This window comes from Streptomyces sp. SAI-170, assembly GCF_049739565.1.
Lineage (GTDB): Bacteria > Actinomycetota > Actinomycetes > Streptomycetales > Streptomycetaceae > Streptomyces.
In genome coordinates this window covers 449,219-475,155 of sequence record NZ_JBMGQD010000001.1, presented here as the reverse complement: position 1 = coordinate 475,155, position 25,937 = coordinate 449,219, and the positions used below count along the sequence as shown (strand labels likewise).

The following is a 25,937-nucleotide window of genomic DNA, read 5'->3' as shown; positions in this document are numbered from 1 at the left end:
GTCGACAGAAGGCGCCGTCAATCCCTCTCGCAGGATTCGCCGAATGCACCGAAAGTTTCGCCCACTCCGACGTCGAGTCGTCGCAGGTGGCGAACCAGTTCGGCTGGTGCTGTTGACATGCACCACCGCCTCTCTGCTATCCCTGACTGCACGATTTTCCGAATGGCGTCCGAAATTTCGGACACCCTTTCCTGTGTGGCTCCCTCCCAGAAATGGAGCTCTTGGTGCCCAGACGTTCAGGCGGACTGCTCCGCCTCCTCGCCGCCGCAGCGCTGACCATCACCGCGTCCGTGACGGCGTTACCCCACCCCACCGCCTCGGCCGCGCCGGGCAGCCCGGCCCTCACCCCGCCCCTGGGCTGGAACAGCTGGAACAGCTTCGGATGTGGCATCACCGAGGCCCAGGTCCGCCAGGCCGCCGACGCGATGGTGTCCTCGGGGATGCGGGACGCCGGATACCGGTACGTGGTGGTCGACGACTGCTGGTTCGACCCGCAGCGCGACGCGCAGGGCAACCTGCGGGCGAACCCGACCAAGTTCCCGAGCGGGATGAAGGCGCTCGGGGACTACATCCACGGCAAGGGCCTGAAGTTCGGCATCTACCAGGTGCCGGGCGAGCGCACCTGCGCGCAGACCGTGGGGAGTTACCCCGGGTCCACGGGCAGCAGGGGTCACGAGGCCCAGGACGCCGCCACGTTCGCCTCGTGGGGCGTCGACTACCTCAAGTACGACTGGTGTTCGTCCAGCGGCACGCGCGACGAGCAGGTCGCGCGGTTCACGCTCATGCGAGACGCCCTGCGCGCCACCGGTCGGCCGATCGTCTACAGCATCAACCCCAACAGCTTCCACGCCATCACCGGAGCCTCGTACAACTGGGGCGAGGTCGCCGACCTGTGGCGGACGACCGAGGACCTGCTCGACATCTGGCAGAACGGCAACACCAACAGCTACCCGATGGGCGTCGGCAACGTCCTGGACGTCACCGCGCCGCTGGCGGCACAGTCGGGGCCCGGACACTGGAACGACCCCGACATGCTGGTCGTCGGCCGTCCGGGCCTGTCGCTGACCGAGTCCCGCTCCCACTTCGCCCTGTGGGCGCTGATGAGTGCCCCGCTCATGGCAGGCAACGACATCCGCACCATGTCCGCCGACGTGAGCGCCGTCCTGCGCAACCCACGCCTGCTGGCGGTGAACCAGGACTCCTTGGGTGCGGGTGGACGCAGGGTGCGCGACGACGGAAGCGCCGAGGTGTTCGCCAAGCCCCTGGCGGACGGTTCGGTCGCGGTGGGGCTGTTCAACCGAGGAGACGGCACAGCGACGGTCACCACCACGGCCGCGCAAGTAGGCCTGTCCGGTGGCCCGTTCACCCTCACCGACCTGTGGACCGGCGCCACGTCGAGCACGTCCGGGCAGATCTCGGCGAGCGTCCCCGCGCACGGCGTCGCCGTGTTCCGGGTGCACGGCGGCAGCCCGCTGGCCGCCACCACCTCACGTCTGCGGGGCAACGCCTCGGGCCGCTGCATGGACGTCGACAACGCGTCCACGGCCGCCGGCGCCACCGTACTGATCTGGGACTGCCACACGGCCGCCAACCAGCTGTGGACCACATGGGCCGGCGGCGAGATCCGCGTCTACGGCGACAAGTGCCTGGACGCCTACAACCAGGGCACCACCAACGGCACCCGTGTCATCACCTGGCCCTGCAACGGCCAGAACAACCAGAAGTGGACCGTCGGCTCCGACGGCTCGATCCGCAACGCGCACGCCGGGCTCTGCCTCGACGTGAACGGAGCCGCCACGGCCAACGGGACGCCGCTGGTGCTGTGGACCTGCAACGGAGGGGCCGGTCAGAAGTGGTCCCGCGGGTGAGCGGACCCGGCTGAGCCGACTTCGCGGTGGCGCGTCAGACGGTCTCGTCCAGTACGGTGCCGAGGCGCTCCAGAACGTGGGGCCAGCCCTTGCCCATGCCTTCGTAGGCCTGTCGGCCCATGGGGGAGTCGAGGTCGAAGCCGCTGTGGTCGAGGGCGAGGCGGGTGCCGTTGCCTTCGGGGTGGAGCGTCCAGGTGACGGTGGTGTCGAGGGAGCCCTCGGCGAACCGGTAGGCCAGCAGGCGCTCCTCCTCGACCTCGGTCACCTGGCAGGGCTGGCTGCCGAAGTTGCCCATGTCGAGCGTGAAACGGTGGCCGACGACCGGCTTGACGTCGCCGGCCGCCCACCAGCGGGCGTGCAGCTCGGGGTCGGTGAGGGCCTTCCACACCGCCGCCGGAGGGTGGGGCAGGAACTTCTCGCAGGTGATGGTGTTGTTCTCGGTCATCTCTCGGTTTCCTCTCCTTCGTCGAGGAGGTCGGACAGGGCGTCCAGGCGCTGCTTCCAGTAGTGCTCGAACGGGTGCAGCCACTCGCCCACCTCGGCCAGCCGGGCCGGCTGGAGGTGGTAGAAGCGGTGCCTGCCGCGCGGCTCCTCCCGTACGAGTCCGGCGTTGCGGAGCACCGCCAGGTGCTCGGAGACCGCCGGCCTCCCGAGCTCGAACAGGCCGGCCAGCTCGCCCGTGGAGCGAGGTCCTTCCCGCAGGCTTTCGAGCAGTTTGCGCCGTACTGGGTTGGCGAGCACGCCGAACACGTCGGTAGGCATGACCTCAGATTACGTCGGGAAAATCCGACGCGTCAAGAATTTCCGACGTGTTCGGGCCAGGGGCTCCTGCGAAGGGCGGCTGGGCGAGGCGGGCTACCGGGTGAACCGCACCGGCAAAGACTGCGGGCCGCGGATCATCAGTCCCGCGCGCCAGCTGATCGCCGCGGGGTGGATGTCGAGGTGCAGGTCCGGACAGCGTTGGAGGAGCGTCCGGATGGCGATGCGCGCCTCGAGGCGGGCCAGAGGCGCACCGAGGCAGTAGTGGATGCCGTGGCCGAAGGCCACGTGGCCGCGGGCGTCGCGGGAGATGTCGAAGCGCTCGGGCTCGGGGAAGCGCGCCGCGTCGCGGTTGGCGTCGGCCAGCGCCACGAGGACCAGTTCACCTCCTCCGGGGATCTCCGTGTCCCCGATGGTGACCGGCTCGGTGGTGAAACGGTAGGTGGGCGTCTCCACCGGACCGTCGTAGCGGAGCATCTCCTCGACCGCCCCGTCGATGCGGCCGAAGTCCGCACGCAGGGCTGCGAGTTGGTCGGGGTGGGTGAGCAGGGCGAGGACCCCGTTGGAGATGAGGTTCACCGTCGTCTCGTGCCCGGCGACGAGCAACAGCCAGGCCATCCCGACCAGTTCCTCGAAGGACAGTCCGTCCGGGTCCTCGCCCGAGCCCTGGATCAGCGCACTCAGCAGATCCTGGCCCGGGTGCCGGCTCTTGTCCTGGACCAGCTCCCGCATGTACTGGGCCATGGCCTCGGCGGCGGCCTTGCGGATCAGGGGGTCGGTGGCGCTGATGGCGTCGTTCGACCAGGCGCGGAAGGAGTCGCGGTCCAGGTCGGGAACACCGAGGAGCTCACAGATCACAGCGATGGGCAGCGGGAACGACAGCGCCTCGACGAGGTCGGCGCGGCCCTCGCCGGCGGTGAGCATCCGGTCCAGGAGGACATCGGTCGTCTTCTGGATGAGAGGTGCGAGTTCCTCCACACGGCGCGCCGTGAACTCCCGTGCCACGAGCTTGCGCAGCCGCGTGTGGTCCGGCGGGTCGGCCCGCAGCATGTGCGGTCCTGCCGAGACGGCACCCAGTCCCAGGCTCGGTGACGCCTTGCTCCAGTCCTTCGAGAGGCGGTCGTCGGTGAGCGCCGCGCGTCCGGCCTCGTGTCCCACGACGAGCCACGCCTGCGTACCGCCCTCCGGCATACGGATCCTGTGCACCGGACCCTGCGAGCGCAGCCGGGCGTAGACGGGATACGGGTCGCGGGTGAAGGACTCACCGAGTGACGCGAGGTCGACGATGCTCATGCGCTGCACCCCTCTCGGGCGGGAAACTCCCGCCATAGTGCCTTTGTCGCGGCGACGACCACCGCGGAACGACGTGTTTCGGCCTGCGTACGCCGCTATGTGGCCGATCCGCGTTCCCGTCGCACGCCACGACTGTCATGAACCGGCAAGGAGTTGGTGGCCGAGGGGAGTGAGGGTGTGCAGAACTCGGCTGCCGTCTCGGAGCGTGGTGATCAGGCCTGCGGCGCGCAGTACGGTGGCGTGTTCGCTGGCGGTGGCGACCGAGACTCCGGCGCGTTCGGCGAGCGTGGTGGTCCCCGCGGGCGTGGCGAGCGAAGCGAGCACCTTGGCGCGGGTGCGTCCGAGCAGTGCCCCGAGTACGTCACCGGGCGGCGTCGTCACATCGGCGGCCGGCAGCGGGCGGATGAGGACGGTCGGCGCGGCCGGGTCGTAGATGAGCATCGCGGTGGCGGCGAAGTAGGAGGGGAGCAGATGGAGTCCGCGCCCGCACAGCTCGACGGTGTGAGAGGTCGTGAAGGGGACCAGCAGCTCGGGAGGATCCCAGCGCCAGCCCGGCGCGAGGGTCGCGAGCAGCGCTGCCACGCCGCCCCGCAGCAGGGTCTCCGAGCGCAGCGCCCGGTCGGCGGCGGCCGCGCCGAGTACGGCGGGCCACAGCGGGGCGATCGCGGAACGGTGATAGCGCGTCAGGTCCTCGAACAGCCCGCGCCGCGCTCTGTTCGAACCCTCGGCCAGCTCACGTGTCACAGCCGCCCGCGGCTCCACGTGCAGGGGCTCGAGTTCGGCGGCCAGTTGCGCCGTCGGGGTCCGGGCGGCCAGTTCGGCCGCGGTGGCGGCGTCCCGGGCCGTGGGCTGGTAGAGGAAGTCGGGCAGGTAGCCCGCGGGCGGGACCAGCCGGGCCAGGACACCCGCCCGCTCCGCCAGCCCCGGCCTGACGGTACGCCTCCACGCCGCGAGTTCGCCCCGGCGTGCGACAGGCCCGGAGACGGGGTTCGCCAAGTGGCGGACGCTGAGGGCGGTTTCCAGCAGGACGTCGGGTGTCGCGGCGACGGTGACACTGGCGAGGTCGGCGGGGCTGAACCGTATCCGTAACACGCGGTGCAGGCTACCGGAGCGGCCGGCGGTTTCGGCCAGCACCGAAAAGAGGGGCGCCGACCGCCGCCGACGGCGATCCTCGGGTGCGTGCCCGGCACCCGCCGGAGCCAACAGCCCTCCTGGGAGGCCGAATGCCCGTCCCTTGCCGTGCCCTCGTGACGGCCCTGGCGGCCGCGACCCTGCTGCTGTGCAGCGCGGCGGCGCCCGCCGCAGGCGCCTGCCGGGCCCTGCCCGACCAGTACGTCGTCGCCCGCGCGCCCGGTGTACTCCCCGAGGGCGTCGACGTCCGCCCCGACGGGACGATGTACGTGTCCTCCGACGCGACGGGCGCCCTGTACCGGGGCCGGGTGACGACACCGGAACTACGCCCTTTCCACGCCGAGGGCGCGACCGCCCGCGGCAGCACGCGGGGAATCCACTCCGACCGCTCGGGCCGGGTGTTCTCCGTCGGCGCAGGCCGGCTCACCGTGCACGCCCCGGACGGGCACCTGCTCGCCACCGTCGACGCCCCCGACGGTCCCCTCGGCCCCCCGGACCTCAACGACCTGGTCATCACACCCGACGCCGTCTACGTCACCGACTGGGCCAACCCCGTGGTCCTGCGCGCGTCCCTGGACGGCAGCCACATCGGCCCGCTGGAGCCCTGGGCAGACGTACGCGCCGCGTTCCCCGGCTTTCCCGACCGCTACTGGCTGCTCAACGGCATCGTCGCCGACCCGGCCGGACGTACCCTCCTCGTCGCCTCCAACGGAACCGAGGCCGTCTGGCGCATCGACACCTCCACCCGCGAGGTGAGCCGCCTCGACCTCGGTGACACCTCGTTCGGCGCGGACGGCATGGTGCTCCACGGCCACCACCTCTACGCCGTCCTCAACTACGGCGCCCCGCACGGCCTCTACATCGCCCGGCTGGACGCTCAGCTACGCGGCGGAAGCGTCGTCCACCGCATCACCGGTGACAGATTCGACCTGCCCACCACCCTGGCCCGCCGCGGCTGCCGCCTGTACGTCGTCAACAGCCAGAACGACGACCCGCCCGGCGTCCCGCCCTACACGGTGACCGCCGTGCACGACCCCCTGTGCGGGGCGGACGGCTGAACCCCTCGGACCGGCGCGCAGGGGGCCGCCCTCCGCGGGGGAGCGGACAGCCTTCTGCGCGCCCGCGGTGGGCCGTCAGCCGACCGACGACTGCCTGCACCTTCGTGGCCGTCCTCAAGGGGTCCTACCGGAGGAGTGCTCACCAGCACCGTCGAAATCGTTCGACGGTCCAATGTCTGTACGCGGCCGACGCACCGGTGTACGGTCTCGGCCCGACGGACTTTGGGAGCGCTCCCATTCTGGCGCCACCGGATCGGTCCGGCTCCACTCCGCTCCACTCAGCTTCGCTTCGTAGGGACACGAGGAGGAACGCTTGAAACGCATATTGGCCCTGTTGGCGACCGGCGCGACGGCCCTGGGCCTGACGACACTGGCCGGCCCCGAGGCGGCGGCCGCCACCGGCTGCAGAGTCGACTACACGATCACCAGCCAGTGGCAGGGCGGCTTCCAGGCCGGGGTGAAGGTCACCAACCTGGGGGACCCGGTCAGCGGCTGGACGCTCAAGTGGACCTGGCCGGACGCCGGTCAGAAGGTCGCCCAGGGGTGGAACGGCACCTGGTCGCAGTCGGGTTCCACGGTCAGCGCCACCAACGTGGACTGGAACCGCACCCTGTCCACCGGCGCCAGCACCGACCTGGGCTTCACCGCCACGTTCACCGGCGCCAACCCGAAGCCCGCCGCGTTCACGCTCAACGGCGTGGCCTGTACGGGCTCCGTGGGCGGCGAGGAGCCCCCGCCCGACCCGGACCCGGGCACCGGCACCCCTGTGAGCATCAACGGCCGGCTCAAGGTCTGCGGCGTCAACCTGTGCAACCAGTACAACCGCCCCATCCAGCTGCGGGGCATGAGCACGCACGGCATCCAGTGGTTCAGCAAGTGCTACAACAACGCCTCCCTGGACGCGCTGGCGACCAGCTGGAAGTCGGACCTGCTGCGCATCGCCATGTACGTCCAGGAACAGGGCTACGAGACCGACCCGGCCGGCTTCACCAGCCGCGTGAACAGCTACGTCGACATGGCCGAGGCCCGCGGCATGTACGCGCTGATCGACTTCCACACCCTCACGCCGGGTGACCCGAACTACAACCTCGACCGCGCGAAGACGTTCTTCGCGTCCGTCGCCGCCCGCAACGCGGCCAAGAAGAACGTGATCTACGAGATCGCCAACGAGCCCAACGGCGTGAGCTGGACGGCCGTCAAGAACTACGCCGAGCAGGTCATCCCCGTCATCCGGGCCGCCGACCCGGACGCCGTCGTCATCGTCGGCACCCGCGGCTGGTCCTCGCTGGGCGTCTCGGACGGCTCCAACGAGACCGAGGTCGTCAACAACCCGGTCAACGCCACCAACATCATGTACGCGTTCCACTTCTACGCCGCGAGTCACAAGGACAACTACCGCGCCACGGTGAGCCGGGCGGCCGGCAAACTGCCGCTGTTCGTCACCGAGTTCGGCACGGTGAGCGCCACCGGCGGCGGGGCGATGGACCGGGCGAGCACCACGGCCTGGCTGGACCTGCTCGACCAGCTGAAGATCAGCTACGCGAACTGGACCTACTCCGACGCCGACGAGAGCAGCGCCGCCCTCAAGCCGGGCACCTGCAACGGCAGCGACTACAGCAGCAGCGGCGTGCTGACCGAGTCCGGCGCCCTGATCAAGAGCCGGATCAGCACCCCCGACACCTTCCCGACCGGCTGACCCACCAGCAGATCCTGCAGATCCACTCGATGCACCTCCTGAAAGGCCCTGAATGACATTTCGGGAGCGCTCCCAATCCACTCGGGGGCGCTCCCGCCCGATCCCCCCGGAGGCACCCATGCGCATCCCCATCCCGCGCTTACGCGCGCGCCGCCCCTGGACCGCGGCGACGATCCTCGCGGCCGTAGCGCTGCTCATGTCCGGCCTGACCGCCCTGTCCGCGAGCGGTGCGGAGTCCGGCTGCCGGGTCGACTACACCGTGAACCGGTGGACGGGCGGCTACACGGCACAGATCAAGATCACCAACCTCGGCCCGGCCCTCACCGGCTGGCGTCTGACCTGGACCTACACCGGCGACCAGCAGGTGACGTCGGCGTGGAACGCCACGGTCACCCAGACCGGCGGCAACGTCGTCGCGGTCAATACCGGCTGGAACGGCGCGCTGGCCACAGGCGGCACCGCCGACTTCGGTCTCCAAGGCACCTGGCGCTCGTCCGACCCCGCGCCGAGCGACTTCACCCTCAACGGCGTGTCCTGCGGCGGCACCGGCACCCCACCGCCGACCACACCGTCGCCGACCACCCCGCCCCCGACCACCCCGCCCAGCGGTGACTGCGGCTCCGCCGTGATCTGCTCGGACTTCGAGGACCAGACCGGCCCCACCCCGTCCGGCGCCTGGCGGTTCACGGCGCCCGACTGCCAGGGCACCGGCACGGCCGCCGTCGACACCGCGGTCGCGCACAGCGGCAGCACCTCGCTGCGGGTCGAGGGCAGGGCGGGCTACTGCAACCACGCGTTCGTCGCCGCCACCGCGGACCTGTCCTCGGTCGGTCCGGTGATGTACGTACGGATGTGGGTGCGGCACACCACCGCGCTGCCCGCCGCCCATGTCACCTTCGTCTCCCTGCCCGACTCCTCCCAGGGCGGGCGGAGCCTGCGCGTCGGGGGTCAGAACGGTGCCCTTCAGTGGAACAGGGAGAGCGACGACGCCACCCTGCCCGCGCAGAGCCCGGCGGGTGTGGCGCTGAGCCGGCCGTTGCCGACCGGAAGCTGGCAGTGCCTGCGGTTCTCGATCGACACGGCCGCCCCCAAGCTCGACACCTGGCTCGGTGACGAGCAGATCCCGGGCCTGCACGCCGACGGCGTCCCCACCCAGGATGTCGACCAGCAGTGGCTCGCCCGCACGACCCCGCCCCGGCCGACCGCTCTGCGCCTGGGCTGGGAGAGTTATGGGACGGGTGACGACACCTTGTGGTTCGACGACGTGGCCGTCGGTTCCGCACCCATCGGCTGCTGACACACCGTCTGCACCGACATCACCGGCGCCCGCCACTGCCTGGTCGGCGCCGGTCCTCTTCAATCCCGCAGAGCCGTTCGGACGGAGGCCCCGAAGGGCCGAAAAGAGACCCTCCGTTGGTCAGGGACATGGCGATACTCTGCCTCATGGAAGCATCCGAACTGACGGCCTGGGTCGTGACGCTGCTGACCCAGGCATCGAACGGGGCGGCGGGTGCCATCGGCGGGGCGGCCGGAGCCGAGGCGTCCCGACTGGTGAGAGACCGACTGCAGGCCTCCCCCGAAGGGCGCGCGGCCCTCGACCCGGAGAACGGGGCCGCCGGCGAGACGGAGCGGCAGGTCACCGCCGTACTCGACGCGGATCCCGATCTCGCCCGCCGACTGGAGCACTTGCGCGAACTGGCGCAGCGGCAGCCCTCGGTGGCGCCCTACGCCGGCCGGGACATCAACCAGGCCCACATCGGGGACCGCGCCAAGAACAACACCATCGCGTTCGGGCCGCTCACCCTGCGCAAGGACCAGCTGACCCCCACCACCGTGACCGCGTTGCTGCTGGCCGTGGCGCTCGTGCTCGGGCTCGCCGTCTACGGTCTGGTGCAGGCGGCGGGCGGAGGCGACCGTGACGCGTCGCGCGAGGGCGCTTCGGCCGGCGTGATCGGAGGGGCGTACGGCGACGGTTCGGACGTGCCGCTGACCGGCGGCGAGGCCGGAGCGGAAGGCGGCGGTGGCGGTGGCGGTGGCAGAGCCGCGCCCGTCACAGACCTCGAGCTCGCCAAGGGCATCCTGCCCGATCTGCAGAGCATGCCGGCCGGATGGTCGCTGGCCGAGGAGGCGGAGACCCAGGAAGTGACCTCGGACAACTGCTCGGGCGACTGCGGGGGGTTGCTCAGCGAAGGTGACGTCACTTACGCCGTGCCCGACGGGTCCGACCGGGCCGACATCAAGGTCGAGGCCTACGAGACCGTGGACGCCGCGGTCAAGGGTTACGAGGACCGCGTCGGCAGCGTGGGCTCGGGGGACGATGTGGCGTCGATGTCCTTGGAGCAGATCGGTGACGAGAGCACCGCGTTCTCCCAGCAGGAGTACACCGGCTCGGAGTACACGTACGCCATGGCGACGGTCGTCCGCGCCGGGACCGTGGTCATCCGCGTCACCTACGGCGGGGGCTACGACGAACTCAATTCGGCGGTCCTGTCGGGCATCGCCCGCGCGGTGGCCGAGCGTGCGGGGCAGGCCCAGAACGGCGACCAACCGTCCGCCGCGTTCGCCGAGGCGCCGTAGAGGCCCGCGCATCGCTGATGGGGAGGCCGGGACGCACGAACGCGTTCGCTACGATCGGCGGATGTCTGCCGCGAAAGAACCGATCAGCCGCCGTGAGCGTCCCGCCAAGCCCGCCCTGACCCGGCGGTGGATCGTGGACACCGCCGTGCAGATCATGCGGGAGGAGGGCCTGGAGAAGGTCACCATGCGCCGGCTGGCGAAGGAACTGGACACCGGTCCGGCCTCGCTCTACGTCTACGTGGCGAACACGGCCGAACTGCACGCGGCCGTCCTCGACGCCCTGCTCGGCGAGGTCGACCTGACCGTGGGGGAGGCCGGTCGGGGCTGGCGCGACCAGCTCGTGGCGGTGCTCACCTCCTACACCCTCGTCCTCTTCGCCTACCCGCAGCTGGCCCGCTCGGCCCTGGTGTCACGGCCCAGCGGCGAGAACTACCTCAACCTCGTCGAGCGCGTCCTGGACCTGCTCTCCCGCAGCGGGGCTCCCCGGGAACAGGTCGCCTGGGGAGTGGACAACCTGCTCCAGTACGCCACGGCCACCGCCGCGGAGCACGGGACGCAGGAGGGCAGCCCCGCCTCCCGGGAGGAGTGGAACGCGCTCGCCCGGGCCGTGCACGACGTGGACGAAGCCACCCACCCGACGATCAAGGCACTCCTGCCCGACCTGCTCACCGGCTCGGCCGACGCCCGGCTGTCATGGGGCTTCGACGTCCTGATCAACGGGATCACCGGCACTCCGCTGCCGCCTGCCGCCGCCTGACAGGGGCGGTCCGGGCCTCCTCAAGCATCACCGCATCCTCGCCGATGAAAGCTACGACACCCATGGGCGAACTTGTTCGCGACGAACATGTTCGTTACGGTGGAGGTGTCAGCCCGGAACCCCTCATGCATCGGAGAAGCCGGATGAGCACCCACCACCCCGTCGCGATCATCGGCGCAGGCCTCGGCGGCCTGACCGCAGCCCGTGTCCTGCACGTCAACGGCATCGAATCGGCCGTCTTCGAACGGGAGGCATCACCCGCGGCCCGGACCCAGGGCGGAATGCTCGACATCCACGCGGAGAACGGCCAGAAGGCCCTGCACGCCGCCGGCCTCTACGACGGCTTCCGCGCGCTCGTCCACGAGGGCGGCCAAGCCATGCGCCTGCTCGGCCCGGACGGCACGGTCCACGTGTCCGCCGAGGACGACGGTGCCGGCGACCGGCCCGAGGTGGACCGCGGCGACCTGCGTGACCTGCTGCTGGGCTCCCTGCCCGACGGCACGGTCCGCTGGGGCCGGAAGGTGACCGGCGCCCGGCCGCTGGGCGACGGACGCCATGAGGTGACGTTCGCCGACGGCTCGGCCATCACGACCGACCTCCTGATCGGCGCGGACGGCGCCTGGTCCCGCATCAGGCCGCTCCTCTCCGACGCCGAGCCCGCCTACACCGGCATCTCCTTCGCCGAGACCGACCTGTACGAGGCCGACACCCGCCACCCGCGCAGCGCGGCTATCGTCGGCGGCGGGTTCTTCATCAGCCTCGGCGACGAGCGCGGCTTCCTCGCCCACCGCGAATCCGACGGCAGCCTCCACGTCTACACCGCTCTCCGGGCCGACGAGGGCTGGCTCGACACCATCGACTTCACCGACCACGCCACCGCCAAGGCCGCGGTCCTCGCCCACTTCGAAGGCTGGGACGAGGGCCTGCGCCGCCTCGTCGCCGACGCGGACACGATCACCCCGCGCCGCATCCACGCCCTGCCCGTCGGCCACCGCTGGGACCGCGTCCCGGGCGTGACCCTGCTGGGCGACGCCGCCCACCTGATGTCCCCCTTCGCCGGCGAAGGCGCCAACCTCGCCATGCTCGACGGAGCCGAACTCGCCCAGGCCGTCGCCGCCCACCCCGGCGACACCGAGGCCGCCCTGGCCGCCTACGAAGAGGCACTCTTCCCACGGAGCGAGGCGTCCGCCACGGAGTCCGCCGCCAGCCTGGAGACGATGTTCGGCGAGAACGGCCTCCAGCAGATGACCGAGTTCTTCACCACTGGCCCGGCGGCCCGCTGAGAACCGGCCCGAGGGGAGCGGCGGTGCGAGCCGTCACCTCCTCCACGGTGACACCGGGGGCGGTTTCGGCGAGGGTGAGGCCGTCGGTGGTGACGTCGAGGACGCAGAGGTCGGTGATGATCCGGTGGACGCAGCGCTCGCCGGTGAGGGGGAGTGTGCACTCCTCGACGATCTTCGGGCTGCCGTCCTTGGCGGTGTGCTCCATGAGGACGATGACGCGGCGGGCCCCGTGCACGAGGTCCATCGCGCCGCCCATGCCCTTCACCGTCTTGCCGGGGATCATCCAGTTGGCCAGGTCGCCCGACGCCGACACCTGCATGGCGCCGAGCACGGCCGTGTCGATGTGCCCGCCGCGGATCATGCCGAAGGAGAGGGCGGAGTCGAAGAAGGCGGCACCCGGCAGAACGGTGACCGTCTCCTTGCCGGCGTTGATGAGGTCCGGGTCGACCTCCGTCTCGGTGGGGTAGGGGCCGGTGCCGAGGATGCCGTTCTCGGAGTGCAGCACGACGTGGACGCCGGGCGGGAGGTGGCCGGGGATCAGGGTGGGCAGGCCGATGCCGAGGTTGACGTAGGAGCCGTCGGTGAGTTCGGCGGCGGCGCGGGCGGCCATCTGGTCGCGGGTCCAGCTCATGCGCGTACGGTCCTCTTCTCGATCTGCTTGTCGGTGGCCTGCTCGCAGGTGAGGGAGACGACGCGCTGCACATAGATGCCGGGCAGGTGGATCTCGTCCGGGTCGAGTTCACCGGGCTCGACCAGTTCCTCGACCTCGGCGATCGTCACCCTGCCCGCCGTCGCGGCCAGGGGGTTGAAGTTGGCGGCCGCCTTGCGGAAGCGGAGATTGCCGTGGCGGTCGCCGCGCCAGGCCCGTACGAGGGCGTAGTCGGTCGCGATGGCGTGCTCCAGGACGTAGGTGCTCGCGCCGAAGGTGCGCGTCTCCTTCGGCGGTGAGGCGAGCGCCACCGAGCCGTCGTCGGCGTAGCGCCAGGGCAGGCCACCGTCCGCCACCTGGGTGCCGACGCCGGCCGGTGTGTAGAAGGCGGGGATTCCCGCGCCGCCCGCCCGCAGCCGTTCGGCGAGCGTGCCCTGGGGCACCAGCTCGACCTCCAGCTCACCGGCGAGGTACTGGCGGGCGAACTCCTTGTTCTCGCCCACGTAGGAGCCGGTCACCCGGGCGATCCGGCCGGCCGCGAGCAGCACGCCCAGCCCCCTTCCGTCGACGCCGCAGTTGTTGGAGACCACGGTCAGACCGCTCGCTCCCTGGTCGTACAGGGCGCGGATCAGGACCTCAGGGACGCCGCTGAGGCCGAATCCGCCGACGGCCAGCGAGGCGCCGCTGGGGATGTCGGCCACCGCCTCGGCGGCGCTGCCGATGACTTTGTCCACGATGTGTCTGTTCCTTTCCACGACCAGCAGGTGGGCGACCTCGCCGTCGAGCCGCTTCACGACGCCCCCGTACGCAGGGCGTCGGAAACGGACTTCACACCGCCGTGGGCGGTGAGCCCGCCGTCGACGGGGATCTCCGCGCCGGTGACGAACGACGACTCCTCCGACAGCAGGAACACGACCAGCGGAGTGACCTCGTCGACGGTGCCGACGCGGCCGAGCGGCGTCTCCCGGACGTTGGCCTCACGGAAGGCGGGGGCGGCGGAGGCGGTCATCTCGGTCTCGATGTAGCCGGGGTGGATCGTGTTGACGCGGATGCCGCGCGGACCCAGTTCCAGCGCGGCCGCCTTCGACAGGCCCCGCAGCGCCCACTTGCTGCTCGTGTAGGCGACCGGGTAGTGGGCGGTGAGTCCCGCCGAGGAGCCGACGTTCACGATCGAGGCGCCGGCCGGCATGAGCGGTGCGAGGTGCTGGATGCCCAGCAGCGGGCCGGTGACGTTGACCGCGTGGACGCGTGCCATGTCCTCGGGGCGGACCTCGCCGACACGGGCGCGCCAGGTGATGCCCGCGTTGTTCACCAGGCCGTGCACCTGCCCGTACGTCTCCCGCAGCTCGGCGGCGAGTGCGGCCCACTCCTCGTCGCGGGTGACGTCGAGGCGGCGGCAGCCGTCCGCGGGTGCGACGTCGGTGGCGACGACGCGGGCGCCCTCCCGGGCCAGGGCCTCGGCCTCGGCGGCGCCCTGACCGCGGGCCGCACCCGTGACGACGACGACCCTGCCCAGCAGCCTCTTGGGGTGCAGGCCGCTCACGGCCGCTCCCGGGTGCGGCGCCGGCCGGCAGGCAGGGGCACGGGATCCGCCCCGGCCACGACGGTGTTGGTGAGGGTGCCGAGGCCCTCGACGGTGAGGGAGACGGTGTCGCCGGGCTCGAGCGGCGGCGGGGTCCGCTCGCCGCGCAGGCCCCACAGTTCGGCGAGGCAGCCGCCGTTGCCGCAGGTGCCCGAGCCGAGGACGTCACCCGGCACGACACGCGTGCCGCGGGAGGCGTAGGCGGTCATCTCCTCGAAGGTCCAGCTCATGTTGGACAGGAGGTCCTCGCCGACCGTCTCGCCGTTGACCTCGGCCCGCAGCGCCAGGCGCAGAAAGCCGTCGGTGTCCCGGTGGGGCTCCAGTTCGTCGGCGGTGACCAGGTACGGGCCGAGGGTGGTGGCGGTGTCCTTGCCCTTGCAGGGGCCGAGGCCCACCTGCATCTCCGCGCCCTGCAGATCGCGCGCGGACCAGTCGTTGAACACGGTGTAGCCGACGATGTGTTCGCGGGCCTGCGCGGGAGTGAGGTCCCGGCCCTCGCGGCCGATGACGGCGCCCACCTCCAGCTCGAAGTCGAGCACGGCCGAGCCCGGCGGCACCGGGATCGCGTCCTGAGGACCGTGGACGGCGTGCGGGTTGGTGAAGTAGAAGGTCGGCGCCGCGTACCACTGCTCGGGCACGCCGGTCGTGCCCTGCACCGATCTGCGGACCCCTTCGACGTGCTCCTCGAACGTCACGAAGTCCCGTACCGAGGCGGGCTGGAGTGGTGGCAGCAGACGGATCTGGGAGACGTGCGGGCCGGGCGGGACGTCGAGGGCGGCCGCGCCGGCGGCGAGCAGCCCGGTCAGGCCGCCGGTCTCCTGGAGCAGCGCGGTGAGCGAGGTGACGCCGGGCAGCGGGTACAGGGTGCCGTCGTCCTCCAGGACGGCCACCCGATGGCGGTGGTGGTGCTCGTAGGCGGCGAAGCGCATGGTGGGCTCCTGGTGAGGGAGGAGGTCGGGGAAGGACGATCAGACGGGCGGAGCGACGAAGACGCCCCGGTCGGGGTCGTTGAAGGACTCCTTCGCCACCAGCTCGTTCATGGGGTTCGCCGTGCCCCACTGGTCGGTGACCTCCGGCTGGGAGAAGTCGTAGACGTGCGGGTGCCAGGTGTCCTCGTCCAGGCACTCCAGCTCGGTGGTGTACTCGACGGTGTTGCCGTGCGGGTCGAGGAAGTAGGTGAAGGTGTTGTCGCCCGCCATGTGCCGGCCCGGGCCCCAGATCTTCCGGAAGCCTGCCCGCATCACCCGGCCGGAGCCGCGCATGTACTCGTCGATGCCGCGCATCTCGAAGGAGATGTGGTGCAGGGAGGTGTGGGGTCCCTGCGCGATGGCCATGGAGTGGTGCTGGTTGCTGATCCGCATGAAGTGCATGACCTCGCCCATGTGCGGCGAGCTGAGCGTGTCGGAGAGACGGAAGCCGAGGTGGCGCTCGTACCACTCCCGAGTCCGGTTCAGGTCGGGGGAGTTGAGGACGACGTGGCTCAGCTTGACCGGGATCGACTCCTTCTCCTCGATCTTGCGATGCCGGCGTACCTCGACGTCGGCGGAGACCTCGATGGTGCGGCCGTCCACGTCGAAGAAGCGGAAGCCGTAGCCGCCGCCGGGAGTGTCGACCTTCCCCGGCTGCGAGAGCAACTGGACTCCCTGGGAGAGGAGTTCCTCGGCGAGGGTGTCGACGTCGGCCGCGCTCGCGGCCCCGTACGAGACGAGGTCGAGGCGCTTCTCCTCCGCCTTGCGCAGGCGTACGACGTACTGTTCCGGGCTGCCCTCGGCGGCCAGGAAGGAGATGCCGGAGTCCTCGGCGACCTTGGTCAGTCCCCAGACACCGGAGTAGAAGTCGAGCTGCTTGTCGTAGTCGGGCACGGCGAGGTCGACGTGCCGCAGGTGGGTGAGCAGACGCATGAGATCACTCCGTGAAGAGAAGGGCGGAGGCGTTGCCGCCGCGTACGGCTTCGAGGTCGGTGTCGGACAGACCGGCCGCGCGCAGGTCCGCGAGCGGGTCCTCGGTGCCCATGTCGAAGGGGAAGTCGGAACCCAGAAGTACGCGGTCGGCGCCGGCGACGCGGACCAACTCCCGCAGCACGTACGGGTCGTGGACGAGGGAGTCGAAGTACAGCCGCTTCAGGTAGCTGCTGGGCGGACGGGCGCAGCCCTGGGCGTCGGGGCGGACCCGCCAGGCGTGGTCCGAGCGGCCGATGTGGGTGGGCAGGTAACCGCCGCCGTGCGCCGCGATCACCTTCAGGCGCGGATGCCGGTCCAGCACACCGGAGAAGATCAGGTGGGAGAGCGCGACGGCGTTCTCGGCGGGCTGCCCGACGGTGTTGGACAGATACCACTGGTCCAGCCGCTCGTCGAGCGTGCACCCGAAGGGGTGCAGGAAGACGAGGGCGCCCGTGTCCTCGGCGCGTGCCCAGAAGCCCTCGTAGGCAGGATCGGACAGTTCGCGTCCCGGGGCGTGGGTGGAGATCTCCACGCCGGTCAGGCCCTGTTCCAGCGCGTGATCCAGAGCGAGCACCGCCTGTTCCGGGTGCTGGAGCGGGACGAGTCCGAGTCCGCGCAGCCGCGCGGGAGCGGTCGAACAGTGCGCGGCCGTCGCCTCGTTGGCCAGCCGGTACACCTTCTCGGCCGTCTCCTCGTCCGCCCAGTAGTGGTAGTGCGAGGGGGAGGGGCTGACCAGTTGTACGTCCACGCCCTGGGCGTCCATCGCCGCCAGACGCACGGCGACGTCGGTCAGCCGCGGGACGCGCTCGCGCACCATCGGTCCGTTGACCGCGACGGCGGCCGGGCCGTTGCGCCGGGCGTCCAGCTCCCTCGCCTCCGCACGGCCGGGCAGACCGGCCACGAGCGCGTCGACCTCGGGCAGCAGGACATGAGCGTGCACGTCGACGGTGGGGGTGGTCACGGCAGCTCCCGGAGCATCGTCATGGTGCGCCCCATCAGGCCGGGGACGTCGGCGTCCCGCACGCCGTCGAGCTGCCACTGCCCGAGTTGCACCGACGCCTCGACGACCGGGCGGACTCGGGCGATGCGCCGCTCGTAGTACGCCTGGAGCAGCGCGTCGTCCCAGGTGTCCGCGCCGGTGAGCATCTGGGCGAGCACCCACGCGTCCTCCAGCGACAGCGCGGCGCCCTGGGCGAGGGTGGGCGGACAGCAGTGGGCGGCGTCACCCGCGAGGACCACCCGGCCGCGATGCCAGGAGCCCTCCACCAACAGCCGGTCGAACCACGTGTAGTTGACCTGCGCCGGGTCGGTGATGTGCTCGGAGATCTCCTTCCAGAACCCGCCGTACGCGGAGGCGAGCCGCCACATCTCGTCGGCGTACGTCTCCGCAGGGATCGAGGCACGGTCCCGGTTGGCCTCGACCACGTACGCGTACAGGGTGGTGTCGCTGGTGGGGCAGTACCCGGCGATGTAGGCGGGGCCGCCGTAGGCGAGGTCGGTGCGAACGACTCCGGCCGGGCGGGGGGCGGCGATGCGCCAGATGGCCATGCCGGTGGGCTCAGGTCTGTCCGGGATGCCGATGGCGGCGCGGGTGGCCGAGCCGAGGCCGTCGGCGGCGACCACCGTGTCGTAGCGGCCCTCGGTGCCGTCGGAGAAGCGTACGGTCACGCCGTCCGCGTCCTGGTCCAGGGTCTCGGCGGTGGTGCCCAGGCGCACCGTCGCACCGCTCGCGCGGACGGCGTCGATGAGGATCTGCTGGAGCCGGGGGCGTTGCATGCCGACAGTGGCGGGCAGGTCGTCGCCACCCGTGCGCAGGTCCCGGGCGACATGCAGGACGGTGCCGTCGGGGGCGGTGATGCCGACCGAGCCGAAGGCGAAGCCGGACTCCTTCACCTGCTCCCACACGCCGAGTTCGCGCAGCACGCGCAGGGCGTTGCCCTGGAGGGTGATGCCGGAGCCGGCGGTGGCGTTCCAGTCGTCCTTCGCCTCGATCAGGTCGACGGCCAGACCGGCCCGGCGCAGCAGAACGGTGACGGCGTTGCCCGCCGCGCCACCGCCGACGACGAGGACCGTTCGGGATGTGCTCATGGGAGGAACTCCTTTGTTCCGCCGGTCACTTGACGGCGATCGGGTTGACGGGGGAGCCGACCGCTCCGGTGATGGGCAGGGGAGCGGCGGTGAGCCAGAACGCGTACACGCCGTCGGCCGCGCAGTCCTCGGCGAGGGGGTCCGGGTCCCACATCTCGCCGATCAGCAGGCCGATGTGCGGGATGGCGACCTGGTGCAGGGGCTGGAAGGCATGCTCGAACTCGTTCGGCCGCACCTCGAACCCCCAGGTGTCGGTGGCGATCGCGGCGATCTCCGTTCCGTGCAGCCAGCCGGCCGTGGAGAAGGACAGTCCGGGCGCGGGGCCGCCGGCGTAGTCGCCCCAGCCCTCGCGGCGCACGCGCGTGAGCTGTCCGGTGCGGACGACCACGATGTCCCCACGGCCCACGCGCACGCCGTGCGCCTCGGCCGTCGCCGTCAGGTGCTCCTCGGTGACCGCGAACCCGTCGGGCAGCTCGCCGTTCTCGCCGATCACGCGTCCCACGTCCAGCAGGACGCCGCGCCCGGCGACATACGGGGCCATGTGCTCGATGCCGGTGACGAGGTCGCCCTCGGAGGTGACGACCTGCTGCGCCGGCCGGCCGTTCCAGGCGATGCCGTGGTCGAAGATGTGTCCCAGCCCGTCCCACTGGGTGGAGCACTGCAACGGCATCGCGATGACGTCGTCGGCGCCGCCCAGCCCGTGCGGGAACCCCTGGTGGCCGAGGGCGGCGTCAACGCCCGTGTCGAGCATGGTGTGCACCGGGTTGGTGCGCCGCCGCCAGCCCTTCTGCGGGCCGTTCATGTCGAACCGCTGCGACAGCGAGAAACTGACGCCCCGCCGCACCAGAGCCGCGCCCTCACGGCGCCCCTTCTCGTCCAGGAAGTTGAGGGTGCCGAGGCGATCGTCCTCGCCCCAACGCCCCCAGTTCGAGTACGCCTTGGCGGCCTCGGCGATCGCGCCCTCGGGGTCGTGGCGGTTCACGAGGCGTCCTCGGCGACACACCGGGTGCGCTGAACGCCGAGGCCGGTGATCGACCCCTCCATCACGTCTCCGTCGCGCAGCAGCCGGCCCCAGTGCATGCCGTTGCCGGCGGGGGAACCCGTCAGCACCAGGTCGCCGGGCAGGAGCTGCGCGGTCTGGGAGGCGTAGGACACCATGCGGGCGACCTTGAAGATCATGTCCTTGGTGGACTCGTCCTGCATGGTCTCGCCGTTCAGCTTCAGCGTGACCCGCAGGTCGTCGGGGTTCGCGACCGACTCGGCGGGCACGATCCACGGGCCGAGCGGCGTGAAGCCGGGCGCGTTCTTGCTGCGCAGCCAGTCGGTGCCGATCTGCGGCATGTCCCGGCGGAAGACGGTGGCGCGGTCGGTGAGGTCGTTGGCGATCGTGTACCCGGCGACGTACTCCAGCGCGTCCTCGACGGAGAGGCGGTGGGCGGGACGGCCGATCACGGCCGCCAACTCCAGCTCCCAGTCCGGCTGTTGGGCCCACGCGGGCAGCACCACGTCGTCGTAGGGGCCGGTGATCGCGCTCGGCAGGCCGAGGAAGACGTACGGCAGGTCCTCGGCCGCCCGGCGGTCCATGATCTCGGCCGCCTCCGCGCGCCGCTCGCCCTCGGGCCGGTCGTCACCCGGGGTGCGATGGGCGACGTGCAGGTCGATGACGTGCTGCCGGTAGTTCGCCCCCGACTGGAAGACCTGACGCGGCTCCACCGGAGCGTGCACACGGAAGTCCGCGAGGGGCCTCTGGTCCCCCCTCCGGTCGTCGGCCAGCGCCCGCAACCGCGGCAGGACCGTCTCCCAGTCGTCCAGCAGCGTGCGGGTGGTGGCCCGCGAGTCGCCGAGGGCGGTGCGCAGGTCGAGCACCTGGGCGTCCGGGGTGACGAGAGCGGGGAAAGCGGGCCCGTCCGGGGCCGAGAGCGTCGCGAGGGCGAAGGGTCCGGCGAAGAGCGCGGACACGGGTTCAGGTTTCACGGACATGTCCTCCTGATTCGGTGGCACTAATCTGGACCCGGCCCCCGGGATCAGGGAAATAGATTGTGTGGATGAGAAGCATCCATGTGGTTTATTCACCGCAGGTGGGAGGCCTGGAGCAAGGAGAAGTCCCGTGAATCTGACCCGGCTCGATCTCAACCTCGTCGTCGCCCTGCGGGCCCTGCTGGAAGAGCGCAACGTCACCCGCGCCGGGCAGCGGGTCGGCCTCAGCCAGCCCGCGATGAGCGCCGCCCTCGCCCGGCTGCGCCGCCACTTCGACGACGACCTGCTCGCCCGCGTCGGCGGCCACTACGAGCTGACCGCCCTCGGCCAGGTCCTCCTCGACCGCACCGCCACCGCCTACGACGTGCTGGAGCGCCTCTTCGCCAGCCAGGCCGACTTCGACCCCACGAAGGAGAGCCGCGAGTTCCGCCTGATCGCGTCCGACTACGCCGTCGCCGTCTTCGGCGCCGAATTCGCCCGTGTCGTCCACGAGGAGGCCCCCGGCATCCGGCTGCGCTTCACCCAGACCCCGGCGACCGTCGTCGACGACACGGCCACCCTGCTCAGCGCCACCGACGGCCTGCTCATGCCGCACGGCGTCATCAGCGACTTCCCCGCCACCGACCTCTACGACGACCGCTGGGTCTTCCTCGTCGCCGACGACCACCCCAGCGTCCACGACCGGCTCACCCGCCACGACCTCGCCCGGCTGCCGTGGGTCACCTACCAGCGCACCTACGACGCCCCGGCCGTCCGCCAGCTCGGCATGCTCGGCATCGAACCGCGCGTCGAGGTCTCCGTCGACAGCTTCCAGCTGCTGCCCCTGCTCGTCGCCGGCACCCGGCGCATCGCCCTCGTCCAGGCCCGCCTCGCCCACCTCGTCGCACCACTCGCCGCCGTCCGCGTCCTCGAACCGCCCTACGAGGCGGTCCCGCTGCGCGAGGCCCTGTGGTGGCACCCCGTCCACACCCATGACGCCGCCCACATCTGGCTGCGGGAGACGGCCGCGCGGGTGGGGAGGAGGCTGGGGGAGACGGGGGAGTGACGGCCTCTGAGGAACGGACCGCCCCGACTGCTGCTTGCTGGCGCGGGGCGCCGACCGCGGACAACTCGGCCCGGCTCAGCCCCGGTCGGCCCGGACGGAGGAGGCGCGAGGGATCACCCGTGGCTCGAGGGACACCGCCACGGGCGGCGTGGCGGTGTCCCCGCGCAGCTGCCCCAGCAGCAGTTCCACCGCTTCGGACGCCACCCGGTCCAGGTGCAGGTCGACCGCCGTCAGCGGCGGCTGGCAGGTGCGGGCACGCAGGCCGTCGTAGCGAGTGACGACCAGGACGTCGTCGGGTACGGCACGCCCGCTCTCCCGTATCGCCCGGACCGCACCCACCGCGAAGGCGTCCACCAGCGCACACACCGCGTCGACGTCGGGATGCTCCGCGAGCAGGGCGGCACATCGCTCGTACCCCGCCTGCTCACCGCCCGACTCCGGCACTCTCGCCACGATCGGCGTCCAGCCGTACTCCTTGGCCAGGCCCTCGTACGCGGCGACCGCGTCCACCGACGAGTGCCGGGAGCCGGCGCCCACCATCAGGGCCGGCCGGACGGCGCCCTGCTCGTGCAGGTGCCGCAGCAGCAGCTCGGCGACCAGCCTGCCGCGCAGATCGACGTACGGGGCGTCCTCCTTCGGCGACACCGGCCGGCCGAGCGTCACGTACGGCAGTCCGCGTTCGCGCAGCTGGGCCGCCGCCGCGTCCTCGACGTCCGGCTCGACCACGATGGCCCCGTCGATGTCGAGGGAGTACAGCGCCGAGCCCGACTGCACGGGCGGGACGAGCACGAGCGCGTAGTCGTGCGACAGGGCGCTCTCCGCCGCGGCGGCCGCGACCTCCATGTAGAACCCGAGCCGGGACGGGCCGCCGGCCACGGCGAACGGCATCGAGGAGACCAGGGCGATCGCCTTCGCCTCCCCGCGCCGCAGCCGCTGCGCCCGCAGGTTGGGGCGGTAGCCGAGCTCCGACGCGACCTGCCTGATGCGCTCGCGCGTCCTGGGGTCGACCTTGCCGAGCCCGTTGAGGGCGTGCGACACGGTCGTGCGGGAAACCCCGGCGACGCGTGCGACATCGGCGATCGTCGGCGGTTTCCGACCGGAGGCGGACGTAGCCATGTGCTCGGACACTCCTCGCGGACGCGAACGGTTGATCTCACCATCTTCGCCGATCTCGGTCCCAGTGATCACGGCCTTGTTCCCTATCCGGTGCGACAACCCTTGACGGTGGGTCCACAGCCTCACATACTGGCGGCCAAATCGATTTGGCCAAATCGATTTGGCTCACCGTCCGGGGCCAGATCGCGGCTGAAATTCCGAGCGTTCCCGACGCCCGAACGGAGCCCGACCGTGTCCAGTCCCCGCCAGAGCCGGCCCGAAGCCGGACAACTCCCCGCCCCCGGCCGTGCGGTGGTCACGCGCGAGGAAGGCGAAGCCGCCACCGCCCTCGCCGACGAGACCCACTCGCCCTCCGAGGGCGGTGCCCGGCCCGGAACCCACCCCGTGGACGAATCGCGCCCGGTCCTGAAGATCCTGCTCTTCGGGATCCAGCACGTCCTCGTCATGGCCGCCACCCCCATCTCGGCGATCTTCCTGATGAGCGCCACGCTGGGGCTCGGCAACGAGCTGACCGTCCAACTTCTCTCCGCCGCCTTCGTGCTGTCCGGCGTCGGATCGCTGATCCAGTCGCTCGGTCCCTGGAAGTTCGGGCCGCGGCTGCCGTTCGTGATGCTGCCGGGCGGGGCGCCGCTCATCCTGTTCCTCGCGATCGCGGAGCAGCACGGACTGCGCACCGCCAGCGGAGCGGTGATCCTCACGGCGGCGTTCTACTTCGTCGTGCTGCCGGTCTTCTCGCGTCTGCTCAAGTTCTTCCCCGCCCTGGTCATCGGCACGATGATCGTCATCGTCGGTGTCAACCTGGTGAAGGTCGGCGCGATCCTCGTCACCGGACGCCCCGGCACGCCCGGCTTCGCGGATCCCCTCAACCTCGGCCTCGGCATGGCGACCATCGGGTTCACCGTCGTCTTCTACCTGCTCTTCGCCGGGATCCTGCGCCAGCTCGCCGTGATGCTCGGCCTGCTCGCCGGCACCGCGCTCGCCGCCGCGCTCGGCGCGATCGACACCGCGGGCACCGGCGGGGGACTGGTCAGCCTGCCGCAGCTGCTGCCCTTCGGCTCACCCCAGTTCAACCTCCTCGCCGCCCTGCCGCTGATGCTCTACAGCCTGGCCTCCATGGCCGAGGCCACCGGCCAGACCGTCATCAACGCCGAGGCCGTCGGCAAGGACATCGACAAGCGGACCGACGTGCCGAAGACCGTCCGCGGTGACGCCCTCACCTCCCTCTTCGGAGGCCTCTTCGGCCTGCCGCTCATGGTCACCAGCGGGGAGAACATCGGCATCGTCCGGGTCACCGGCGTCCGCAGCCGGTTCGTCACCGCGGCGGCCGGTGTCGTGCTGATCGTCATCGGGTTCCTCGCCCCGGTCACCGAGGCGATCAGCCTGATCCCCTCCGCGGTCATCGGCGGCACCGCCATGGTCGTCTTCGCCGTCATCACCGTGCTCGGCATCCAGATGCTCGGCCGCTCCGACCTCGACCAGCACACCAGCACGTTCATCTGCGCCGTCGCCCTCGCTCTGGGGCTCCTGCCGATCCTGATCCCGGGCGTGTACGGCCACTTCCCCGCGAACGTCCGCATCCTGCTGGAAAGCGGCGTCGCCGTCGGCGCGTTCGTCGCCGCCGTCCTCAACATCCTTTTCCACCACGTCCGGCCGGGCATCGCCGCCCGCCTGACCACCGTACGCACAGGAAGCGACCGATGAACCAGCCCGACCGCGATTCCCTCGCCGCACCCGGCCCCCTCCTCCTCGAACCGGACGCGGTCCTGCTCCCCGAAGGTCCCGCCGACGGCTGGGCCGTCGTGATCGGCGACGGCCGCTTCGAGACGGTCGGACCGGCACACGAACTGAAGCGCACCCACCCGCACTTGACGCCCGTACGGCTGCCCGGCCATCTGCTGATGCCCGGCTTCGTCGACGCCCACCACCACCTCACCCAGAGCTTCGGCGCCGCACTGGCCTTCGGGGAGCCCTCGGAGATATTCCGCCGGGTGTGGGTGCCCCTGGAGGGCGCGCTGGACGAGGAGGCGGCCTACACAGCGGCCAAGCTGGCCGCACTCGAAGCGCTGCGCGGCGGCTTCACCACCGTCACCGACGCCGGTACCCGTGCAGACGTGGACGTCGACGTGGTCGCCTCGGCGGCGCGCGACGCCGGAATCCGCTGCGTCCTGGGACTCGTCTGCAACGACGCCGAGGGCGAGGCGGATCAGCCCGCCGTGCTGGAGAAAGCCGAGAAGCACCTCGCCCGGTATGCCGGCGACCCGCTCGTCCACGCCTCCCTGGCCGTCTCCATCCCCGAGGCGGCCACCGAAGGAACACTGCGCGCCACCGCCCGGCTGGCCGCCGAGGCCGGCGCCGTCGTACAGATCCATGTCAACGAGCACCTCGCCGGCGTGGAACGATCGCTGGTCCGGCACGGGCTGCGGCCTCTGGAACACCTGCACCGCATCGGCGCACTCGGCCCCCAACTGCTCGCCGCGCACGCCACGCTCCTCACCCCGCACGAGCTGACCCTGCTCGCCGACACCGGAACGGCCGTCAGCTACAACCCCGTCGCCAGCGCCTGGAAGGGCAACGCCGTCGCGCCCGCGGTCGCCATGGCCGAGCGCGGCATCCGCTTCGGCCTCGGTACCGACGGCACCCGCGGCGACGGCTTCCGGCTCGCGGAGGCCGCCGAGTTCGCGCAGCGGCTGGCGTACGGTATCGGCATCGGCGACTCCTCGTGCGGCGCCGGCTGGACATGGCTGGAGCACGCCCACCGCGGCGGAGCGGACGCCGTCGGCCTCGGCGCCCGCACGGGCACCATCGCCCAGGGCATGGCGGCCGACTTCCTCCTCGTCGACGTCGACACCCCGGAACTCGCGCTCTCCTGGGACCTGCCCTGGGAACTCGTACGGCGCGGCAACCGGGACCAGATCACCGCCGTCTTCGTCGCCGGACGCCTGCGCCTGTGGCAGGGCGCGCCGACCGACTGGGACGGGCCCGCACTGGTGCGGCGCGCGGCCGAGCTGGCCCGCGCCGCCGTCGGCAGAGCGGACGTCTCCCGCGTGCATCCCACCTCCACGGCGGCACGGGCGCTGCACCAGGCACGAGAGTGGAGCACGCCGCAGTGACCTCGGAC

At 71.4% G+C, this 25,937-nt stretch carries 24 protein-coding genes; 10 read left to right on the top strand and 14 right to left on the bottom strand.

Annotation, left to right across the window (positions count from 1 at the left end):
* The first annotated feature begins 212 nt into the window (after window positions 1-212).
* Window positions 213-1,868: a glycoside hydrolase family 27 protein gene (locus RKD23_RS02075; protein ID WP_424851979.1), complete on the top strand. Its 1,656-nt coding sequence runs from the start codon at window positions 213-215 to the stop codon at window positions 1,866-1,868.
* A 34-nt stretch (window positions 1,869-1,902) separates the two neighbouring features.
* Here the strand turns inward: RKD23_RS02075 and RKD23_RS02070 are convergent, their stop codons facing one another.
* The 4 genes from RKD23_RS02070 to RKD23_RS02055 all read right to left on the bottom strand — a co-directional run bounded on the left by RKD23_RS02070 (window position 1,903) and on the right by RKD23_RS02055 (window position 5,012).
* Window positions 1,903-2,313, bottom strand: coding sequence for an SRPBCC family protein (locus tag RKD23_RS02070; protein ID WP_424851978.1), 411 nt, complete (start codon window positions 2,311-2,313; stop codon window positions 1,903-1,905).
* A complete protein-coding gene (locus RKD23_RS02065) occupies window positions 2,310-2,630 on the bottom strand; it encodes an ArsR/SmtB family transcription factor (protein ID WP_424851977.1) in 321 nt (106 codons plus the stop codon). Before RKD23_RS02065 ends, RKD23_RS02070 begins: the two co-directional genes overlap by 4 nt.
* 93 nt (window positions 2,631-2,723) lie before the next feature.
* Window positions 2,724-3,920: a cytochrome P450 family protein gene (locus RKD23_RS02060; RefSeq protein ID WP_424851976.1), complete on the bottom strand. Its 1,197-nt coding sequence runs from the start codon at window positions 3,918-3,920 to the stop codon at window positions 2,724-2,726.
* 135 nt (window positions 3,921-4,055) lie between these two features.
* Complete coding sequence (locus tag RKD23_RS02055; protein ID WP_424851975.1) at window positions 4,056-5,012, bottom strand: ArsR/SmtB family transcription factor; 957 nt, start codon at window positions 5,010-5,012, stop codon at window positions 4,056-4,058.
* Window positions 5,013-5,167: 155 nt separating this feature from the next.
* On the opposite strand from RKD23_RS02055, the gene RKD23_RS02050 reads away from it, so the two are divergent.
* The 6 genes from RKD23_RS02050 (at window position 5,168) to RKD23_RS02025 (ending at window position 12,422) form a co-directional block, all read left to right on the top strand.
* Window positions 5,168-6,109 (top strand): SMP-30/gluconolactonase/LRE family protein, encoded by a 942-nt coding sequence (locus RKD23_RS02050; RefSeq protein WP_424851974.1) that lies wholly within the window; start codon window positions 5,168-5,170, stop codon window positions 6,107-6,109.
* 313 nt (window positions 6,110-6,422) lie between these two features.
* A complete protein-coding gene (locus tag RKD23_RS02045; protein ID WP_424851973.1) occupies window positions 6,423-7,805 on the top strand; it encodes a cellulase family glycosylhydrolase in 1,383 nt (460 codons plus the stop codon).
* Window positions 7,806-7,923: 118 nt separating this feature from the next.
* Window positions 7,924-9,102, top strand: coding sequence for a cellulose-binding domain-containing protein (locus RKD23_RS02040; protein WP_424851972.1), 1,179 nt, complete (start codon window positions 7,924-7,926; stop codon window positions 9,100-9,102).
* Window positions 9,103-9,248: 146 nt separating this feature from the next.
* Entirely contained in the window at window positions 9,249-10,382 is a 1,134-nt protein-coding gene (locus RKD23_RS02035; protein WP_424851971.1) for a hypothetical protein, read from the top strand.
* Window positions 10,383-10,443: 61 nt separating this feature from the next.
* Window positions 10,444-11,139: a TetR/AcrR family transcriptional regulator gene (locus tag RKD23_RS02030; protein ID WP_424851970.1), complete on the top strand. Its 696-nt coding sequence runs from the start codon at window positions 10,444-10,446 to the stop codon at window positions 11,137-11,139.
* A gap of 143 nt (window positions 11,140-11,282) precedes the next feature.
* Window positions 11,283-12,422: an FAD-dependent oxidoreductase gene (locus tag RKD23_RS02025; protein WP_424851969.1), complete on the top strand. Its 1,140-nt coding sequence runs from the start codon at window positions 11,283-11,285 to the stop codon at window positions 12,420-12,422.
* On the opposite strand, the gene RKD23_RS02020 is transcribed toward RKD23_RS02025, so the two are convergent.
* The 9 genes from RKD23_RS02020 to RKD23_RS01980 are packed head-to-tail and all read right to left on the bottom strand — an operon-like array spanning window position 12,397 to window position 20,661.
* On the bottom strand, window positions 12,397-13,053 hold the full coding sequence (locus RKD23_RS02020) for a CoA transferase subunit B (protein WP_424851968.1): 657 nt from the start codon (window positions 13,051-13,053) through the stop codon (window positions 12,397-12,399). The genes RKD23_RS02025 and RKD23_RS02020 overlap by 26 nt on opposite strands.
* The gene (locus RKD23_RS02015) at window positions 13,050-13,805 is read right to left on the bottom strand and encodes a CoA transferase subunit A (protein WP_424858144.1); all 756 of its coding nucleotides are present in this window, start codon (window positions 13,803-13,805) and stop codon (window positions 13,050-13,052) included. Before RKD23_RS02015 ends, RKD23_RS02020 begins: the two co-directional genes overlap by 4 nt.
* Window positions 13,806-13,861: 56 nt before the next feature.
* Window positions 13,862-14,614 (bottom strand): SDR family NAD(P)-dependent oxidoreductase, encoded by a 753-nt coding sequence (locus RKD23_RS02010; protein WP_424851967.1) that lies wholly within the window; start codon window positions 14,612-14,614, stop codon window positions 13,862-13,864.
* A complete protein-coding gene (locus RKD23_RS02005) occupies window positions 14,611-15,582 on the bottom strand; it encodes a fumarylacetoacetate hydrolase family protein (RefSeq protein ID WP_424851966.1) in 972 nt (323 codons plus the stop codon). Before RKD23_RS02005 ends, RKD23_RS02010 begins: the two co-directional genes overlap by 4 nt.
* 39 nt (window positions 15,583-15,621) lie before the next feature.
* Window positions 15,622-16,554: a VOC family protein gene (locus RKD23_RS02000; RefSeq protein WP_424851965.1), complete on the bottom strand. Its 933-nt coding sequence runs from the start codon at window positions 16,552-16,554 to the stop codon at window positions 15,622-15,624.
* Window positions 16,555-16,558: 4 nt separating this feature from the next.
* A complete protein-coding gene (locus RKD23_RS01995; protein ID WP_424851964.1) occupies window positions 16,559-17,554 on the bottom strand; it encodes an amidohydrolase family protein in 996 nt (331 codons plus the stop codon).
* Window positions 17,551-18,681 carry an FAD-dependent oxidoreductase gene (locus RKD23_RS01990; RefSeq protein WP_424851963.1) on the bottom strand — a complete coding sequence of 377 codons (1,131 nt, stop codon included), beginning with the start codon at window positions 18,679-18,681 and terminating at the stop codon, window positions 17,551-17,553. The genes RKD23_RS01995 and RKD23_RS01990 overlap by 4 nt, the downstream gene beginning before the upstream one ends.
* A 25-nt stretch (window positions 18,682-18,706) precedes the next feature.
* Window positions 18,707-19,663: a cyclase family protein gene (locus RKD23_RS01985; protein ID WP_424851962.1), complete on the bottom strand. Its 957-nt coding sequence runs from the start codon at window positions 19,661-19,663 to the stop codon at window positions 18,707-18,709.
* On the bottom strand, window positions 19,660-20,661 hold the full coding sequence (locus RKD23_RS01980) for a fumarylacetoacetate hydrolase family protein (RefSeq protein WP_424851961.1): 1,002 nt from the start codon (window positions 20,659-20,661) through the stop codon (window positions 19,660-19,662). Before RKD23_RS01980 ends, RKD23_RS01985 begins: the two co-directional genes overlap by 4 nt.
* Window positions 20,662-20,788: 127 nt before the next feature.
* Between RKD23_RS01980 and RKD23_RS01975 the strand changes: the two genes are divergently transcribed.
* Window positions 20,789-21,703, top strand: coding sequence for a LysR family transcriptional regulator (locus tag RKD23_RS01975; RefSeq protein ID WP_424851960.1), 915 nt, complete (start codon window positions 20,789-20,791; stop codon window positions 21,701-21,703).
* 75 nt (window positions 21,704-21,778) lie between these two features.
* On the opposite strand, the gene RKD23_RS01970 is transcribed toward RKD23_RS01975, so the two are convergent.
* The gene (locus RKD23_RS01970; RefSeq protein WP_424851959.1) at window positions 21,779-22,819 is read right to left on the bottom strand and encodes a substrate-binding domain-containing protein; all 1,041 of its coding nucleotides are present in this window, start codon (window positions 22,817-22,819) and stop codon (window positions 21,779-21,781) included.
* Between the two features lie 384 nt (window positions 22,820-23,203).
* Between RKD23_RS01970 and RKD23_RS01965 the strand changes: the two genes are divergently transcribed.
* Together RKD23_RS01965 and RKD23_RS01960 are read left to right on the top strand one after the other, a co-directional pair.
* Window positions 23,204-24,520 (top strand): uracil-xanthine permease family protein, encoded by a 1,317-nt coding sequence (locus RKD23_RS01965; protein ID WP_424858143.1) that lies wholly within the window; start codon window positions 23,204-23,206, stop codon window positions 24,518-24,520.
* Entirely contained in the window at window positions 24,517-25,929 is a 1,413-nt protein-coding gene (locus RKD23_RS01960; RefSeq protein ID WP_424851958.1) for an amidohydrolase family protein, read from the top strand. The genes RKD23_RS01965 and RKD23_RS01960 overlap by 4 nt, the downstream gene beginning before the upstream one ends.
* Window positions 25,930-25,937 lie beyond the last annotated feature (8 nt).